This is a genomic window from Flavobacterium sp. KMS, from assembly GCF_000813005.1.
In the GTDB taxonomy this organism is placed as follows: domain Bacteria; phylum Bacteroidota; class Bacteroidia; order Flavobacteriales; family Flavobacteriaceae; genus Flavobacterium.
This window is the reverse complement of record NZ_JSYP01000011.1, coordinates 90,423-109,658: the sequence shown is the minus strand read 5'-3', so window position 1 is coordinate 109,658 and position 19,236 is coordinate 90,423. Positions and strand designations below refer to the sequence as shown.

15 protein-coding genes are annotated in these 19,236 nt (G+C 34.2%); 10 read left to right on the top strand and 5 right to left on the bottom strand.

The annotated features are described in order from the left end of the window. Window positions 1-222 precede the first annotated feature (222 nt). Window positions 223-2,283, bottom strand: a complete 2,061-nt coding sequence (locus OA93_RS12175) for a M13 family metallopeptidase (protein WP_039113538.1) — start codon at window positions 2,281-2,283, stop codon at window positions 223-225. A 209-nt stretch (window positions 2,284-2,492) separates the two neighbouring features. Between OA93_RS12175 and OA93_RS12170 the strand changes: the two genes are divergently transcribed. Then, on the top strand, window positions 2,493-3,416 hold the full coding sequence (locus tag OA93_RS12170; protein WP_039113536.1) for an EamA family transporter: 924 nt from the start codon (window positions 2,493-2,495) through the stop codon (window positions 3,414-3,416). Between the two features lie 372 nt (window positions 3,417-3,788). On the opposite strand, the gene OA93_RS12165 is transcribed toward OA93_RS12170, so the two are convergent. After that, complete coding sequence (locus OA93_RS12165; protein WP_039113534.1) at window positions 3,789-5,849, bottom strand: M13 family metallopeptidase; 2,061 nt, start codon at window positions 5,847-5,849, stop codon at window positions 3,789-3,791. Window positions 5,850-6,087: 238 nt separating this feature from the next. On the opposite strand from OA93_RS12165, the gene OA93_RS12160 reads away from it, so the two are divergent. The 4 genes from OA93_RS12160 (at window position 6,088) to OA93_RS24480 (ending at window position 9,407) form a co-directional block, all read left to right on the top strand. After that, window positions 6,088-6,753, top strand: a complete 666-nt coding sequence (locus OA93_RS12160) for an SCO family protein (protein WP_039113533.1) — start codon at window positions 6,088-6,090, stop codon at window positions 6,751-6,753. Window positions 6,754-6,936: 183 nt separating this feature from the next. After that, entirely contained in the window at window positions 6,937-7,167 is a 231-nt protein-coding gene (locus tag OA93_RS12155; protein WP_039113531.1) for a FeoA family protein, read from the top strand. An 8-nt stretch (window positions 7,168-7,175) separates the two neighbouring features. Then, window positions 7,176-9,275, top strand: a complete 2,100-nt coding sequence (gene feoB, locus OA93_RS12150) for a ferrous iron transport protein B (RefSeq protein WP_039113529.1) — start codon at window positions 7,176-7,178, stop codon at window positions 9,273-9,275. A gap of 6 nt (window positions 9,276-9,281) precedes the next feature. After that, on the top strand, window positions 9,282-9,407 hold the full coding sequence (locus OA93_RS24480; protein WP_082001810.1) for a FeoB-associated Cys-rich membrane protein: 126 nt from the start codon (window positions 9,282-9,284) through the stop codon (window positions 9,405-9,407). Window positions 9,408-9,716: 309 nt separating this feature from the next. On the opposite strand, the gene OA93_RS12145 is transcribed toward OA93_RS24480, so the two are convergent. From OA93_RS12145 to OA93_RS12135, 3 genes are all read right to left on the bottom strand, one after another. After that, entirely contained in the window at window positions 9,717-10,370 is a 654-nt protein-coding gene (locus tag OA93_RS12145) for a metal-dependent transcriptional regulator (protein ID WP_039113528.1), read from the bottom strand. 91 nt (window positions 10,371-10,461) lie between these two features. Further along, complete coding sequence (locus tag OA93_RS12140) at window positions 10,462-12,339, bottom strand: Nramp family divalent metal transporter (RefSeq protein ID WP_039113527.1); 1,878 nt, start codon at window positions 12,337-12,339, stop codon at window positions 10,462-10,464. Window positions 12,340-12,423: 84 nt separating this feature from the next. Then, window positions 12,424-12,801 carry a transcriptional repressor gene (locus OA93_RS12135; protein ID WP_039113526.1) on the bottom strand — a complete coding sequence of 126 codons (378 nt, stop codon included), beginning with the start codon at window positions 12,799-12,801 and terminating at the stop codon, window positions 12,424-12,426. Window positions 12,802-12,886: 85 nt separating this feature from the next. On the opposite strand from OA93_RS12135, the gene OA93_RS12130 reads away from it, so the two are divergent. The 5 genes from OA93_RS12130 (at window position 12,887) to OA93_RS12110 (ending at window position 18,795) form a co-directional block, all read left to right on the top strand. Further along, a complete protein-coding gene (locus OA93_RS12130) occupies window positions 12,887-13,240 on the top strand; it encodes a MerC domain-containing protein (RefSeq protein ID WP_039113525.1) in 354 nt (117 codons plus the stop codon). Then, complete coding sequence (locus OA93_RS12125; protein WP_039113524.1) at window positions 13,237-14,445, top strand: GTP-binding protein; 1,209 nt, start codon at window positions 13,237-13,239, stop codon at window positions 14,443-14,445. Before OA93_RS12130 ends, OA93_RS12125 begins: the two co-directional genes overlap by 4 nt. 246 nt (window positions 14,446-14,691) lie before the next feature. Continuing rightward, window positions 14,692-15,603: an NAD(P)/FAD-dependent oxidoreductase gene (locus OA93_RS12120; RefSeq protein WP_039113523.1), complete on the top strand. Its 912-nt coding sequence runs from the start codon at window positions 14,692-14,694 to the stop codon at window positions 15,601-15,603. Between the two features lie 183 nt (window positions 15,604-15,786). Further along, window positions 15,787-18,063, top strand: coding sequence for a TonB-dependent receptor (locus tag OA93_RS12115; RefSeq protein WP_039113521.1), 2,277 nt, complete (start codon window positions 15,787-15,789; stop codon window positions 18,061-18,063). A 267-nt stretch (window positions 18,064-18,330) separates the two neighbouring features. Beyond that, the gene (locus tag OA93_RS12110; protein WP_039113520.1) at window positions 18,331-18,795 is read left to right on the top strand and encodes a thioredoxin family protein; all 465 of its coding nucleotides are present in this window, start codon (window positions 18,331-18,333) and stop codon (window positions 18,793-18,795) included. Window positions 18,796-19,236 lie beyond the last annotated feature (441 nt).

The window sequence follows — 19,236 nt, the reverse complement described above, 5'->3', positions numbered from 1 at the left end:
AAGCCTTTGAACCTTTATTTCTGTACATAATTTCTGTCCCCCTGAGCGGAGTCGAAGGGCGTGGGCTTCTCCCGAAGTTTCGGGACGCTCAGCCTGACAAGATTGGGTCTTTTTTATGCACAAACCAAAACCTTTGAACCTTTGTCACTCAGAACCTTTGCACCTCAAAAAAAAGGGGGCTGCTTTAATAAAAGCAGCCCCCTTTTTTTTATAAACTTGATATTACCAGATTTTAACTCTTTTCTCTGGTTCTATGTACATTTTATCTCCTTTTTTAATAGAGAATGCTTCATAGAAAGAATCCATATTCTGGATAGGCACATACGCACGGTACATTCCTGGAGAGTGCGGATCTACTTTTACTTGATTTTTTAAAGCTTCATCACGGCTTTTAGTTCTCCAAACCGTAGCCCAAGAAATAAAGAAACGTTGCTCTGGAGTTAATCCGTCGATTAAACCTGGATTACCATTTGCTTTTAAGTACAATTGTAAACCATCGTAAGCAGCGTTTACTCCACCTAAATCGCCAATGTTTTCACCTAAAGTAAATTTACCATCTACGTGAACTCCCGGAAGTGGCTCTAATGCACTATATTGATCTGCAAGAGCAGTTCCTAATTTTGTAAATTCTTTCAAATCATTTTCTGTCCACCAATCAACAAGGTTTCCTTCTGCATTATAACGAGCACCAGCATCATCAAAACCATGAGAAATTTCATGACCGATTACAGCACCGATTCCACCATAATTTACTGCTTCGTCTGCTTCGTAGTTATAAAAAGGAGGTTGTAAAATAGCTGCAGGGAATACAATTTCGTTATACGATGGGTTGTAATATGCATTTACAGTTTGTGGAGACATTCCCCATTCTGTTTTATCAACAGGTTTAGGTAAATCAGAAAGTCCTTTATTGAAACTCCATTTAGAATAGTTTTTCATGTCTTCAAAATAGCTTCCGCCTTCAGCAAGACTTTTAACTTCTAAAGCTGAGTAATCTATCCATTTATCAGGATAACCAATTTTTATAGTAATCTTGTTTAATTTCTCAATCGCCTTAACTTTAGTTTCAGCAGACATCCAAGTTAAATTGTTTATTCTGTTTTGGTAAGCTAAAATTACATTCTGAATCATTTTCTCTGCTTTTGCTTTAGCTTCAGCTGGGAATAATTTCTCTACATATAATTTACCTAAAGCTTCACCAATGGTTTGGTTTACAACCTGAAGTGCTCTTTCTTCACGTGGACGTTGCTTAATCGCTCCAGTTAATGTTTTTCCGTAGAAATCAAAGTTTGCACTTTCAATATCAGTAGACAATTGTGATGATGATGCACTTAATAAAGACCATTTCATGTATTCTTTCCAAGCTGCTATATTGTTTTCTTTGAAAATAGTTTCCATAGCTTTCATATATCTTGGTTGCAGAACAATAACAGTATCCACTTTAGCCATTCCAATTCCTGTAAGGTAATTTTTCCAGTTAATAGCTGGTGTCATTTTTTGCAAATCAGCAATCGAAGTTGGATTGTACTGTAATCTGCTATCTCTGCGTTCTACTCTATCTAATCTTGGTTTAGACATTTCGATTTCTAATGCTAATATTTTCTCAGCATTTTGCTTTGCAACTGCAGGAGTTTCTCCTATAAATTGCAACATTCTAGCTACGTGAAGTACATATTTTTCACGTTTTTCTTTAGAATCTTTTTCTTCAGATGTGTAATAATCTTTATCTGGTAAACCTAATCTACCTAAACCAAGACTTACTGAGTTTTTAGTACTATTTTTTTCATCAGCACTTACATATACTCCAAAAAATCCAATTCCGCCAATAGGCTCCGTTTCGATTAAAAACTTCTCTAAATCAGCAATATTTTTTATTGCATCGATTTTTTTAAGATATGGTTTTAAAGGAGTAATTCCTTGTTTGTTTCTTCCAACAGTATCTAAGATTGCATTAAAAAGATTTATTGCTTTTCCTTGATCCGTATTCGATTTATATTTTGGATCTTTTGATGCTTCTTTTAAAATAGCTAGCGAATTTGCATCTGTACTCTTCAGCAATTCATTAAAACTTCCCCACGTAGTTCTGTCTTTAGGAATTTCGGTCTTATCTAACCAAGTTCCATTTACATAACGAAAGAAATCTTCGCTTGGCTTAACTTTTTTATCCATTAAGGATACATCAATTCCAGAAGCTGAAGGCGCCTGACTTTGAGCCTGACACATTGCAAAACCCAACACTGCTGGTATTGCAAATAGCAAATTCTTACTATTGTTCTTTTTCATTTTTAAATAAGGTTTTATAGTTACTCACAAACTTATTGTTATTATTTTGAATAAAATGTTAATTTTTGTTAGATTTAAGTTTGTAATCAATTGGTCTGCCTTTTGAAATTTTGTTACATATTTAGATTAAAAAATGTAAGCAAAAAAGCAATTTTATGATATTAATTCAAAATTATTTCTGAATATTTACATCATAAAACGATCAGTACGTGAGAGCTAAAATTCAGCAGGCATTTTCTAACAAAGTAGAATCTATTGGTTTACCAATACTTGCTTTATGCTGGGTTAGTTTTTTTTGGGGAACAACATGGCTGGCATCCAAAGAAGGCGTAAAACATATGCCTGCGTTGCAACTAGCAACTATCCGACAGTTTATGGGCGGAATTTTATACGTTGGTTATTTCATACTCAAGAAAGAACCTTGGCCAAAAGGAAAACAATGGCAAACTATCTTGGTTTTAAGTATCTTAAATTTTGTTTGTAGTAATGGTTTAAGCACTTGGGGCGTAAAATATATTAGCAGTGGTTTGGGTGCCATTATTGGTGCTATTTTCCCAATATGGATTGTTGTTATTTGTTTTTTTAAAGGGGAACGCATTGCCCGACTTGCCGTTGCGGGAATCTTAATTTGTTTTGTAGGTGTTTGTATCATTTTTATAGATCACCTTTCTGATTTCTTAAACCCTCAATTCCAATTCGGAATCTTCTTATCCGTTGCTTCAACCATAACTTGGGCTTTCGGGATTTTACATACCATGAAAAAAGCAGCTAGTTTTAATCCTTATTTTAGTCTGGGATTGCAAATGCTTATTTCGAGCTGTATTCTTTTTGGTATAACCGAAACAACTGGAACTAATATTCCTCTAAATCAAATCCCTGCTTCCTCTTGGTGGTCTATTGGGTATCTGGTGATTATCGGGTCGGTTTTAACCTTTATTGCTTTTATCTATACATTGCAGCATTTACCAAAAGAAGTTAGTAGTATTTATGCCTACATTAATCCTATTGTTGCCATTTTATTGGGTTTCATCCTTTTTGACGAAACGCTTACTCTTGCCATTGTCATAGGAGTTTTGGTAACTTTAATTGGTTTGTATTTAGTAAACTCTTCTATTAGGAAGATAAAGAAATAGACTAATTAGACTTCTTAGACTTGCTTAGATTTTTAGACTGACTTAGATTGATTAGACTGACTTAGACTTCTTAGATTGTTAGACTAGTTAGATTTGTTAGACTATCTTAGATTCTTAGACTGACTTAGACTTCTTAGATTGTTGGGCTGGCTAGATTTGTTAGACTATCTTAGACTTCTTAGATTGTTAGACTTTTTAGGTTTTACCTTTAGTATCGCAAAGCCTTTTCCTGATATTAGTATTTAATAATAAAGAAATTGCTTTTAGGTACAAAATACTTAATACTTAATACTTAATACTTAATACTTAATACTTAATACTTAAATAAAAAACGGCTGCCTTATTAAAGACAGCCGTTTTTGTATTTTTATTTTACCAAATCTTAACTCGTTTTGATGGTTCTATATACATACCATCTCCTTGTTTTATAGAGAATGCATTATAAAAAGCATCTACATTTTGTAACGGCACATAAGCTCGGTACATTCCCGGAGCGTGTGGATCTGTTTTAACCTGACTTTTTATTGCTTCATCACGACTCTTAGTTCTCCAAACTGTTGCCCAAGATATAAAGAAACGTTGTTCTGGTGTAAAACCATCTATTAATCCAGGGTTTCCATTGGCTTTTAGATATAATTGCAATCCATCATAAGCAGCATTAATACCTCCTAAATCGCCTATGTTTTCACCCAAGGTAAACTTTCCGTCTACGTGAATTCCAGGTAAAGGCTCTAATGCACTATATTGGTTTGCCAATGCAGTTCCTAAAGCTGTAAATTGTTTTAAATCATCTGCTGTCCACCAGTCAACTAAATTACCGTTTGCATTATAACGCGCACCCGAATCATCAAAACCATGAGAAATTTCATGACCAATTACTGCACCGATTCCGCCATAATTCACAGCTTCATCTGCTTGATAATTGTAAAATGGAGGTTGTAAGATAGCTGCTGGAAATACAATTTCGTTATATGATGGGTTGTAATATGCATTTACCGTTTGCGGAGACATTCCCCATACCGTTTTATCAACTGGCTTTTTGTATTTAGCAATATCTTGATTATAGTTCCATTTAGCCAGGTTGATGCTATTATCAAAATAACTTCCTCCCTCGGACACATCTTTAATAACCAACTCGCTGTAATCTTTCCATTTATCAGGATAACCAATTTTTATGGCAATTTTATTCAGTTTTTCAATTGCTTTAGTTTTAGTTTCTGCTGACATCCATGGCAAATCAGTAATACGGTTTTGGTACGCCAAAACTACATTCTGAATCATTTTTTCGGCTTTTACTTTAGCTTCAGCTGGAAACATTTTTTCAACATATAGTTTACCTAAAGATTCTCCAACCACTTGGTTTATTACCTGAAGTGCTCTTTCTTCTGCTGGACGTTGCTTTATAGCTCCTGTTAATGTTTTTCCGTAAAAATCAAAACTAGCATCTTCTATTTGAGTAGTTAACTGCGAAGATGTTTTATTTAAAATACTCCATTTTAAATATTCTTTCCAAGCGCCTACTTTATTCTCGGTAAAAATGGTTTGTAATGCTTTCATGTAACGAGGTTGCGTTACAATAATCGTATCTACTTTTGTCATTCCAATACCTGTTAGGTATTTATCCCACTGTATTGCAGGAGTCATTTTTTTAAGATCTGCAACAGCCGTAGGATTATATTGCAATCTTCCGTCTCTACGTTCCACACGGTCTAATCTTGGTGCAGACATAGCTATTTCTAAAGCTAAGACTTGAGTAGCGTTTTCTTTAGCCTTTTGTGGAGTCTCTCCTATTAATTGCAACATTCTTGCAATATGAAGTTCATACTTAGCACGTTTCTCTTTAGAATCCTTATCTTCAGACACATAATAATCTTTATCCGACAGTCCTAATCGACCTACACTTAAACTAATAGCATTAACATTACTGTTCTTTTTATCAGCACTTATATAAAATCCAAAGAAACCAACACCTCCCTGAGATTCCATCTCTGCTAAGAAATTCTGTAAATCGGCTACATTTTTAATCGCATCAATTTTCTTTAAGTAAGGTTGCAGCGGCGTAATTCCTCTCTTATTTCTTCCAACTGTATCTAAGATTGTATTAAAAAGAGCGATTGCTTTTCCTTGATCTGTATTCGATTTATATTTTTGACTTTTTGAAGCTTCTTTCAAAATTGCCAAAGCATCATTGTCTGTTTTCTGACGTAGTTCATTAAAACTTCCCCAAGCATTTCTATCACTAGGTATTTCAGTTTTATCCAGCCAGGTTCCATTTACATATCTAAAGAAATCCTGACTTGGTTTAACATTTTTATCCATTAAAGAAACATCAATGCCTGATGTTTTTGGTGCCATGCTTTGAGCTTGACACATTGCAAATCCTAACATTGCAGGAATTGCAAACAACAAATGTCTATTAACTTGTTTTTTCATATTTGTTTTTAAGTTTAGTATTCACAAACATATCGTTATTATTTTGAATAAAATGTTAACGATTGTACGATTTTTAGTTTCAAAAACCGGAAATCTTTAGTTGTTTCATAACAAAACAATAAATATTACAATACATTCTTATCTTCTTGGCAGAAATCACATCCTATAATTTGGTTAAAAAAAACAATGTTACCGTATTTAAAAAGAGGTTTTTGTACTTTTGCACCAAATTTTGTTTATGAAATCTTTACTCTACAAGTACAGGAAATTTTTCTTGGTCCTATTCGTATTTTCAGCCGTTACAATTTCGTTGTTTTATTCAGCATTAAAACCGAAGAAAACATTGCCTATTTTTAATCCAGCCGATGTAAATCCAGAACTGGTTGATAGCACCATGCAATACAAAAGCAAGTACCATACAATTGCCGATTTCTCCTTTGTAAATCAAAATGGTGATACGATTACTCAAAAAGATTATGATGGAAAAATATACGTAGCCGATTTCTTTTTCACTACTTGTGGTTCTATCTGCCCTAAAATGACAGCAAATCTTGCCGACGTTCAAAAAGCGGTTTTAGATAATCCTAAAGTAATGTTGCTATCGCATACTGTATTTCCAGAAACTGATAGTATTCCTGTTCTAAAAGCATATGCTGTAAAAAACGGTGTTGTAGATAGTAAATGGAACTTGGTTACTGGCGACAAAAAAGAAATTTACACTATGGCTCGTAAATCATATTTGGCTGTAAAACTAGGAAGACCTGATCAATTGTACGATATGGTGCATACAGAGAACTTTGTTTTGGTAGATCAAAAAAGACGCGTACGTGGTTTTTATGACGGAACCAAAAAAGAAGATATTCAAAAACTTATAGAAGATATTAACTTTTTGTGTACCGAATAACTTTTCGATTTTAAATTTTCTTTCAAAATCGTTAAATCTCTGAATAAATGGTTTTCATTTAACTTTTAGCAGAGCCAATCCTATATGTGAATTATATCTTAAAACATTGAAACCATAGGGCAAAACGGCTTTAAATAAATATTAAATGACTAATATTGCAATATTAATTCAATCTAAATAAACTTGAAACAATCTATCCACACCCTGAAAAAAGGCGAAAAAGCCATTATCAAAGAATTTGATATTGATTTAGTTCCGTTGAAATTATTAGAAATGGGTTGCTTGCCAGGTAACATGGTCGAATTGCTTCAAATTGCTCCGTTCGGAGATCCTTTATATTTGAATATTAATGGTTCGCATGTGGCTATTCGCATAGAAACAGCACGTGTAATAGAAGTAGAAATAATCAAATAGAATTTGCAATGAACATTCAAAATATAAACGTTGCCTTAATAGGTAATCCAAATACAGGAAAAACTTCAGTTTTTAATCAATTAACAGGTCTTAATCAGCAAGTAGGAAACTATCCGGGAATTACTGTTGAGAAAAAGATGGGGTTTTGCAAATTGCCAAATAACATTAAAGCCAACATTCTCGATTTACCGGGAACGTACAGTTTAAATGCCAGCTCTATTGATGAGAATGTGGTAATTGAACTTTTGTTAAACAAAAACGACAAATTATATCCAGATGTAGCACTTGTTGTTACAGATGTAGAAAATCTTAAAAGAAATTTACTTCTTTATACTCAGATAAAAGACCTTGAAATTCCGACTATATTAGTTATTAATATGGCTGATAGAATGGAATCTAAAGGAATCACGCTTGATATCCCCTATCTTGAAGAACATTTAAAAACAAAAATTGCGTTAATAAGTTCTCGTAAAGGTCACGGAATCGATGAGCTTAAAAACCTGATTGTTAATTATAAAAACATTCCGAACGAACCATGTTTAAACGCATCGGTTATTGACCCGGAATACTTTAAGAGTTTGCAACACGCTTTCCCAAACCAGTTATTATACAAGTTGTGGTTGGTAATTACACAAGATGTGAACTTTTTAAATTTGGATAGAAACGAAATCAGAAGCACATTTACCAAATCGCATTCTGAATTAAAACGTTTGCAGCAAAAAGAAACCATTAAGAGATATCAATTTATAAATGATGTTTTAAAAGAAGGTTTAAAAGTCGACCATACTGTCGCTAAAGATTTCCGTGCAAAACTAGACCGCATATTAACTCACAAAGTTTGGGGTTACGCTATATTTTTTGCCATCTTGTTTATCATCTTTCAATCAATATTCCAATGGTCAACAATACCAATGGACTTTATCGATAGTACCTTTGCATCATTAAGTGCATTGGCTGCTGAAAGATTACCAAGCGGAATCTTAACTGACTTATTATCTCAAGGAATTATTCCTGGAATTGGAGGAATCTTAATATTCATCCCACAAATCGCCTTCTTATTCCTCTTTATTTCCATACTCGAAGAAAGTGGTTATATGAGCCGTGTGGTTTTCCTTATGGATAAAATCATGCGTAAATTTGGATTATCAGGAAAAAGCGTTGTGCCTTTAATTTCGGGAACTGCTTGTGCAATTCCAGCAATTATGGCTACTCGTAATATCGAAAACTGGAAAGAACGATTGATCACTATTCTTGTAACACCATTTACAACTTGTTCAGCCAGATTACCAGTTTATGCGATTATCATTTCATTGGTAATACCAGACGAGCGTGTTTTTGGAGTGCTGAATATGCAAGGTTTAACATTGATGTTGTTGTATCTTTTAGGTTTCGGGATGGCAATTTTGTCTTCTTATATCTTAAATAAAATATTAAAAATAAAATCCAAAACGTATTTTGTAGTCGAAATGCCAAACTACAAAATGCCATTATTCAAGAACGTTGCCATTAATGTTGTTGAGAAAACCAAAGCATTCGTTTTTGGTGCAGGAAAGATAATCTTGGCGATATCGGTTATTTTATGGTTTTTAGCCTCATACGGACCAGGAAAGAACTTTAATGATGCTGAAGCTATCGTAACCGAAAGACACAAAGAGAAGCCTCTAAGCGACTTTGAATTTGAAGAAGCTGTTGCATCTCAAAAAATAGAAAACTCTTATATCGGTTTAATGGGGAAAACCATCGAACCAGTGATATCACCTTTAGGATACGATTGGAAAATTGGTATTGCAATCATAAGCTCATTTGCAGCCCGAGAAGTATTTGTGGGAACACTTGCAACTATTTATAGTGTGGGTGGTACCGATAATGAAGCTACTATAAAAAGTAAAATGCAGGAAGAAATCAACCCTCAAACGGGTGAGAAAATCTTTAATTTTGCTTCAGGAATCTCATTATTACTCTTTTATGCCTTTGCATTGCAGTGTGCAAGTACACTTGCAATTACCAAAAAAGAAACAAACTCTTGGAAATGGCCAATGGTTCAGCTTGTATTAATGACAGGCTTCGCATACATTACTGCATTAATAGCTTTTCAATTACTAAAATAATGTATCATGATACAGGAAATAATAGCATTCGGAATTTTATTCATTTCTATAGCATTTTTAATTCGTAAGTTTTTCTGGAAACCTAAGAAGAAAAAGGGTGACTGCGGAGAAAATGACTGTGGATGTCACTAGGAGAAAGGTACTGAGGCTCTAAGGTTCTGAGGTACTAAGAAACAAAGGTTCAAAGGTTGCTCGGTTTATGTATAAACTCGACAATCTTTGAACCTTTTGAATTTTTATTTAAATTGAAATCTCTGTAATTGAGCTATGTGTGTAGATGCTGTTCTAGATTAGAACTACAATGCAACGGTGTTGCTTTATTTGTAAAATTGAGTTTATACTCAATTATTTATGTGTGTGTTTTTATGCGCAAACCAAGCCTTTGAACCTTTGTCGCTCAGAACCTTTGAGCCTTTGCCACTCTGCTCCTTTGAACCTCTCCTAAACCAACTTTACAAACAGATTCGAAGCAATTTTATTAGAAATCGTCAATTCCTTATCATTTACTTTGATTTTCAATGATTGATCGAAGCTTTCTTTTGATACACATTCGATTTTTGATCCTAAAGCAATTTCTTGTTTGTCTAAATATTGTAAGAATTCTGACGAAGTATCTTTTACGCCTACGCAAATACCAACCTGTTTCTCTACAAGTTCTGAAAGTAATTGCTTTTCGACTTTAATGATTCGACCGTGCGCATCTGGAATTGGATCTCCGTGTGGATCTTCGGTTGGATTACCAAGAAAATCATCCAATTTATTGATTAATTGTTCCGATTTAATATGTTCTAATTGTTCGGCTATATCATGCACTTCATCCCAGGAAAAATCAAGTTTATCTACCAGGAATACTTCCCACAAACGGTGTTTACGAACAATCATCTTTGCCGCTAGTTTCCCGTTATCGGTTAATGAAACGCCTTGGTATTTTTTATAATTTATTAAATCCTTTTCGGATAGTTTTTTAAGCATATCTGTTACCGATGAGGCTTTTGTTTCCATCATTTCGGCAATAGCATTCGTACTAACCTCAGCTTCAGAAGAAGTAGTTAGATGATAAATGGCTTTAAGATAGTTTTCTTCTGAGAAGGTCATTTTTTTGAGGTTCTAAGGTTCTAAGAATATGAGGTTCTGAGTTTTTTTTAAGAATCTAAAGAAAACCTTAGAATCTTAGCAACTCAGCACCTTACTTACTTTTTTTAACAATAAACAAAGGTATCGAAATTTTGTGACGCAATTTGTCGACTGTCGTACCAAAAATCAAATCTTTAAACCCGGTATGTCCATGAGTTCCCATTACCAGAATATCAAAACTCCCTTTGTTTACAATGATTGGGATGATATTGTTTGGTTTACCAAATCCAAGTTCGGTATGAATCTTAAATCCTTTTACCATGAGCATCTCTTTATATTCTAGCAAAAGTTTTTCATCGATTGTAGTTTCATGATCATCTACATTCTGACCGTACATATGTGCACCAACAGTTTCGACCACGTGAATTAAAGTATAATTTGCATCTATTCCTCCCAACTCAAAAGCGCTATTAATTGCAGCTTCATCAGCATTAGAGAAATCTACTGTAATGGCAATATTCTTTTTGTTATACGTTTCTTTTACAGAAAAATGCAAGCTAAGATTATGAGGCGAATGATTTTGTATATTAGATTTTGCTTTGGCAACAAATGGTTTCACAACGATATAAAGTAACAGGACCAGAAAAGCAATTGCCAGAGGAACAACGGTAAGCCAAAGCACAATAGGATTATCTGAAGCTGCTAACCAACCGCTTATTTCATCAAAAACCAATTTCCCATTTAATGAAACAATGATTGAGGCAATTATCCATGCCGTAACCTGAGTTAATCGGCTAATATGAAATCCCTTCATCTTGGTTTTATCACTCACAAAATGGATTAACGGAATAATAGCAAACCCCAATTGCAAACTCAGGATTACCTGACTTAGAATCAATAATTTGCCCGTGACGCTCTCGCCATAAATCAAGATTACGATTACAGCCGGAACAATCGCTATTAAACGTGTTATAATACGTCGCACCCAAGGCTGAATACGAAGATTCAAATACCCTTCCATAACAATCTGCCCTGCTAAAGTTCCTGTTATTGTAGAGCTTTGCCCTGCAGCAATTAAGGCTACTGCAAAGAGTATTGGCGCCCACTTAGTTCCTAAAAGTGGTTCTAAAAACTTATGTGCATCCTGAATCTCGGCTACCTCAAACATTCCGTTACGATGAAAAGTTGCTGCGGCTAAAATCAAAATAGCTGCATTTACAAAAAACGCGAGATTAAGTGCAATTGTCGAATCGATAAGATTATATTTTAATGCTTGCTTGATTCCAGCTGGACTTCGGTCAAACTTTCTGGTTTGCACCAATGAGGAATGCAGGTATAAATTGTGTGGCATTACCGTAGCTCCGATAATTCCGATGGCAATGTATAGTGCCGCAGAATTTGGTAAAGATGGAATCAATCCGTATAATACTTTATCTAGTTCAGGCTCAGCAAAAATCATTTCGAAAACAAAAGAAAAACCAATTATTGCAACAAGTACAATGATAAAAGCTTCCATTTTTCGGATTCCTTTATTGATAAGAAATAGCAATAAGAAAGTATCAAGAACAGTTATTAAAACTCCTTCGATAAGCGGAATGTCAAATAATAAATTAATACCAATTGCCATTCCTAAAACCTCAGCAAGATCGCAGGCTGCAATAGCTACTTCGGCAAGAATATATAATATATAATTAATGAATTTAGAATAGGTTTCTCGCGAAGCTTGTGCCAAATCGCGTTGAGTTACGATTCCTAATCGGGCACTAAGACTTTGCAACAACAAAGCCATTAAATTACTCATTAACAAAACCCAAAGTAAGGCATACCCAAACTGACTTCCTCCTGCAATATCAGTCGCCCAGTTTCCTGGATCCATATAACCCACACTCACCAAATAAGCCGGGCCAAAAAATGCTAATATTTTTCTAAAAACAGAGGATTTATTTTGCGTATGAACCGATTGGTTAACTTCTTCGAGAGATTTAGACATTTCATAAAAATTATTAAAGCAAATATATACAAAAATAGTATTGCTCAAATATTTTTTTTAGCCTTGTCTAAATGTTAAATAGTTTTATAAACAATTCGGACACAATCCCGAAAGAGTAAAGTTTACATCATTGACCTTGTAATTACGAGGGATTATATAGCTTGGCTGCACGTTTTCCATACAAGTAACCTTTAAGCATTTTTCACAACTAAAATGTACATGATTATGAATATGCACATGGTTTGCATGATGACATTTGGCATACTTAATAGTACCATCAAGATTCACGATTTTATGAATAACATCTTCATTCACCAATCGGTCTAAAATTCTATAAATGGTAACACGATCACATAAATCCTGAGTAAGTTTATGAATCTCTGAATGGGACAAAGCCGAATCTGAATTGGTAATTAATTCTAAAATGGCTCCCTTAGCCGCGGTATTACGGGTAACTTTCATATGTAAAATATTAACGCAACATAGTTGCATTTAAAATAATTTTCTATATTTGCAACATTATTGCATTAAGCAAATATACAAGATAATGAAAACAAAAACAACCTTTAATTGGGACTTATTAGGAATTTCGAGCGCATCTATTTGCCTGATACATTGCTTAATTTTCCCTGTCATTACAATCCTTCCTTTAGGACTTAGTCACAATCCCTTAATCGATTTATTATTTGTTTCAATAGGATTCTTTGCTGTTGTAAAAATAATAAAGAAATCCAATCTTTTGGTAAGTAGTATCCTTATTCTGTCTTTAACCCTCATTTTTATAAGCATTCTCATAGAAATAGTACTAGATGTACATTCCAATTTAATCTTTATTGGGGGAATCGGAATGATAATCGGCCATTTTTTAAATTACAGAAGCCATAAAAAAACAGAACAATGAAAAAACTACCTGTAACTGTATTAAGCGGATTTCTTGGAGCCGGAAAAACAACTTTGCTCAATCACATTCTTCACAACAAAGAAGGTCTAAAAGTCGCTGTGATTGTTAATGATATGAGCGAAGTAAATATTGATGCGCAACTTGTAAAAAATGAGCACACATTATCGCGCACCGAAGAAAAACTGGTCGAAATGAGCAATGGATGTATTTGTTGCACCTTACGAGAAGATTTAATGATTGAAGTTGAAAAGCTTGCCAAAGAAAATCGCTTTGATTATTTGCTTATCGAAAGTACCGGAATTAGCGAACCCATTCCCGTTGCACAAACGTTCTCTTTTGTAAATGAAGATGAAAATATCGATTTATCACGGTTTAGTTATGTCGATACAATGGTTACGGTTATAGATAGTTTAAACTTCTTCAAGGATTTTAGTTCTGCCGAAACATTACAAGAACGAAATGCATCTGATATAGAAAACGATAACCGAACAATTGTAAATCTTTTGGTAGATCAGGTAGAATTTGCCAATGTTATTATCCTGAACAAAACAGATTTAATATCTCCTGAATCACTACAAACACTTAAAGCTTATATTCAGAAACTAAATCCCGTTGCCAAAATACTTACTTCCGTTTTAGGCAAAGTAAATCCGGCTGAGATTATAAATACAGGATTATTCAATTTTGAAGAAGCCGAGAACTCAGCAGGGTGGATTAGAGAGTTAGAAGGAATTCATACACCCGAAACCGAAGAATACGGAATAAGTTCGTTTGTATTTCGTGACCCAAAGCCGTTTCACCCACATCGGTTTTGGCATTTTATTAAATCTGATTTCCCTTCAAATATAATTCGCAGTAAGGGATTATTATGGATGGCATCTCGTCCTGAGCAAGCCATAAACTGGAGTCAGGCTGGTGGATCAATGAAAGCTGAGGGCGCTGGCGTTTGGTGGGCAAGTATGCCGCTTGGCGAACGCATGTCTTATAACAATTTTGTAGAATTTCAGGATATAATCGAAGAACGCTGGACTTCAGATTTTGGCGACCGACTTAATGAGATTGTTTTTATTGGTCAAAAAATGAATGAAGAAAAAATCACCAAAGAACTTAAAAAGTGCCTTTGCTCCGAAGATGAAATTATTGATTATCAAAAAGGAAGTTTCTCAAAAAAAGACCCTTTTCCTATACCTAGAATCTTTTCATAGCCCGGTGGGTACAATTACAGCGTCTATAAGCTCTTCATTCGGGTTGTAAAAAATTATTTAACACATAGGAACATAGATTTTATGTGTAAATAAAAGAAATCAAAAAGAAATATATTTCTTTCACATAGCTAGCTATGTGCAGTTAAAACAAGTGAAACGCCTTTTTTGTGTGTGCAAAATCTATGTTCCTATGAGTTAAAATTAGTCGTCCCTAACAGGTTTTTCATAAACAATAAATATAAAACTATGATAGACAATAATAAATATGATGTTATAATAATCGGTGGCAGTTATGCCGGGTTTTCAGCAGCAATGGCTTTAGGTCGCGCGTTACGAAAAGTATTAATAATCGATAGCGGCAAACCCTGCAACCAACAAACGCCATATTCTCACAATTTTATAACCCTCGATGGTAAGAAACCCTCAGATATTAATAGTAGAGCAAAAAAACAAGTTTTAAAATACCCAACAGTAACTTTCGTAGAAGCTAAAGCAACTACAGTTACAAAAAGCAAAAATGCTTTTGAGATAGAAACCGAAAAAGGAGAAACATATACTGCCCGAAAATTACTTTTTACAACAGGGTTAAGAGATTTATTTCCAGAGATAAATGGGTTTGCAAAATGCTGGGGAATTTCAATATTACATTGTCCATATTGCCACGGATATGAGGTAAAAAATGAAACAACCGGCATTATTGCAAACGAAGCTATTGGATATGAATTCACAAAGATGATTTCTAACTGGACAAAAAGCTTAACCTTATTCACAAACGGTACATCAGCTCTAACCGAAGAACAAACCAAAATTCTTAAAAAGAATAATGTTGCTATAGTCGAAAAACCAATTGATTATTTCGAGCACAATGAAGGTAAATTAATAAATATCGTTTTTAAAAACGGTACAAAAGCAGCAATTAAAGCACTTTATGCCAAACCTCCTTTTGATCAACATTCCTTTTTACCACAAGAATTAGGTTGCGAAATGACCGAACAAGGCTTAATAAAAGTAGATGCTTTGCAAAAAACAACAATTCCTGGCATTTATGCCGCAGGCGACAATAGCACATTTGCACGCTCTCTAGCTCTGGCCGTTTCCTCAGGATCTGTTGCTGGCGCAATGATAAACAAAGAAATTATAGAGGAAGATTTTAATTAAACGTTTCATTTTTTTAATTTTTGTTTTTTAGAATCCCGATTGTTTTGGTTTGCGATCGGGATAGTAAGCGGTTCATCTTTAACAATGAACCGCTTTTTTAATATGAAATTATACTTTTCTTATATTAGAATTTTGTTTGTCGAATATAATTTTTAGATTTGTCTAAAATATAATTTACATAAAATGAAATATTTATTTACAATGCTACTGTTTTCAATACTTCAGGTTTCATTTTCACAAAATACTACTTCAATTTCAGGAAAAGTATCTATTGAAAATCAGGAAAACCCACAAGCTAATGTTCAATTATTAAAAACAAATTATAAAACCCAAACCGATAGTTTAGGTAATTACAAATTAGAGAGTATTCCGCAAGGAAATTATAAGATTCAGATTTCATCGCTTGGCTTGCAAACTATAATCAAAAACATATCTGTTAAAGAAAATCAACCACTTATAATAGATTTCGAATTATCTAATGATGAAAATGAACTAAACGAAGTAGTAATTTCAGGAACTTTAAAAGCAGTAAAAAGATTAGAGAGTGCCGTACCTGTAGAAGTTTATTCACCTGTATTCTTCAAAAAAAATCCTACCGCCAATATTTATGAAGCTTTGCAAAACGTAAATGGAGTTCGACCTCAGCTTAATTGTGGTGTTTGTAACACAGGAGATATTCATATAAATGGTCTGGAAGGTCCATACACAGCCGTAATGATTGATGGAATGCCAATTGTAAGTAGTTTATCGACCGTTTATGGATTATCGGGTATTCCGAATTCACTGGTAGAAAGAATTGAAATTGTAAAAGGTCCTGCATCCTCTTTATACGGAAGTGAAGCTGTAGGTGGTTTAATAAATATTATTACCAAAAGTGCAGCCAACGCACCGACTTTCTCAGCCGATGTTTTTACTACAAGTTGGTTAGAAACAAATGTAGATTTGGGAGTAAAATTTGACGTGGGTAAAAAAGCAACCGCATTATTAGGGGTTAACTATTTTAACTATAACCAAAGAATCGATAATGACAATGATGGTTTTACTGATGTTACATTGCAAGATCGTATTTCGATATTTCAAAAATGGACTTTTAAAAGAAAAGAAAACAGGCTTTTTACCATTGCCGCACGCGGAATGTATGAAGATCGCTGGGGAGGAGATGTACGCTGGGAGAAAAAATATCGTGGTGGCGACGAAATTTATGGTGAGAGTATTTACACGAAACGAGGTGAACTTATAGGAAGTTACCAGTTACCAACGGAAGAAAAACTAGTATTCTCTTTTTCTGGTAACGTACATTACCAAGATAGTCGCTACGGAACTACATCGTATATTGCAAATCAAAAAATAGGTTTTGCTCAACTTACCTGGGACAAGAAAATTGGAAGTAACGATTTACTTGCCGGGATTGCTTCTCGTTACACTTATTACGACGATAATACAACTTCGACATCCCTACAAGGACAGAATAACCCTGAGAAAACATGGCTGCCTGGTATTTTCTTGCAAGACGAAATAACGCTCAATGAAAAAAACAAAATCCTATTAGGGCTTCGATACGATTACAACTCTATTCACGGGAATATCATCACTCCAAGATTTGCTTATAAGCTAAAATTCAACGACAATAATATCCTCCGTTTTAACGCCGGAACGGGTTATAGAGTTGTGAATTTATTTACAGAAGATCACGCCGCTTTAACAGGTTCACGAGAAGTTGTTATTGCAAACAATCTGAATCCTGAAAAATCTGTTAATGCCAATTTAAACTACATCAAAAAAATATACTTCCCGAGCGGAACATTCGTAGGAATAGAAACTACAGCCTTTTATACCCGATTTAGCAATAAGATCGTTTCAGATTATGTAACTGACCCAAACAAAATCATTTATGACAATATTAATGGTTATGCGATAAGCCAGGGAATCAGCACAAACATTGATGTGAACTTTACTAACGGATTAAAAATAATTACTGGCGCAACGATTATGGATGTTTCCAATGTAGAAGATGGAACTCGACAAAGACCATATCTAACGGAGAAATTCACAGCAACTTGGAGCATTTCGTATAAAATTGATCCGATTGATTTAGCAATAGATTATACTGGAAATCTATACAGTCCGATGAAATTACCATTGTTAAGCGATACCGACCCTAGAAGTCCGAACTCGCCATGGTATAGTTTACAAAACATCCAGTTTACGTATACAGGTTGGAGAAATTTTGAATTATATGCAGGAATTAAAAACCTACTTAACTTTACACCAAAGCGAAACAATCCGTTCTTGATTTCTAGAACCAATGATCCATTTGACAAAAAAGTAGAATACACACCAAACGGAACTGTACTTGTAACGCCAAGCAATCCATATGGCTTAACATTTGACACAACTTATGTTTACGGACCAAACCAAGGAATACGAGGTTTCTTCGGTTTACGTTATAACTTGAAATAAAGAATAATTTAAGCTACAGATTGCACACATTAAAAGAAGTTAGTAGCGAAAAAAGGACGCTGATGACGCGGATTTACAAAAGTAAAAACGCGGATAAAAACGGATTTCAAAACATTAAAAAAACTATGCTATCAGCGTTCTTTTTTAAGCCACAGATTATAAAGATTAAAAGGATTTCAAAAAACAATAAAAAATCCGTTTTTATCCGCGTTTTCGCCTGAGCGAATCCGTTTTATCCGCGTTCCCTTTATCACTAGCAAAAACCAAATGAAAAAGCTCATTCTATTTCTTTTCTTCTTAGCAATTACCTCAACAGGTTTTGCTCAACTACGCTCCTATCCGTTTGAGCAAATAGATAGTTTACAGCAAATCCAGAAACGGAAAGTCATTGTTTTTATCCATACCGATTGGTGCAAATATTGTCAGGCAATGAAAAATTCAACTTTCAAGAACAAAACAATAATAGCGCAACTCAACGCCGAATTCTATTTTGTTGATTTTAATGCTGAAGAAAAAAAAACAATCCGTTTTAATAATCAAACCTTCAACTATAATCCAAACGGAAATTCAAGCGGAGTTAATGAATTGGCAATTCAATTAGGAACAGTAAAAAATCAAATAACGTACCCTATTATTTGTGTTTTAAATCCCGAAAACGAAATCATTTTTCAAGATACAAGTTATCGCAATACTAAAGATTTTGAATTGATTTTAGCGAAACTCAAAGATTGAGTATTTACTCTATTTTACATACTATAATTGTCTATAAGGGAACGCAGATGAAACGGATTTACTAAAGTAAAGACGCTGATTAAAACGGATTTTTAAACTTTACTTCCGACATTTCAGGCAATGTCATTAAGTTAAGCCCTTTTGAACTAATTATGGTTAATTATTTTCGCGCAAAGTCGCAAAGGTTTTAGGTGTAAACTTGGCGACTTTGCGACTTTGCGTGAGATTTATTTGGCACATTATTGCAGCTGTTTTTCTTAACTTAATCACAATGCGCTTCAGGATTGCGTAAAAGCCTTGCGTTCTTTGCGGTTAATTTTTTTTGCCACAGATTGTACAGATTAAAAAGTTTGATAAATGTTGTGGTTCAATTTCTCTATAAAGATTATCAAGCTACTTCCTTTATCAGAAGGACAAGCTTGGGAAATAATAAGTTTAATA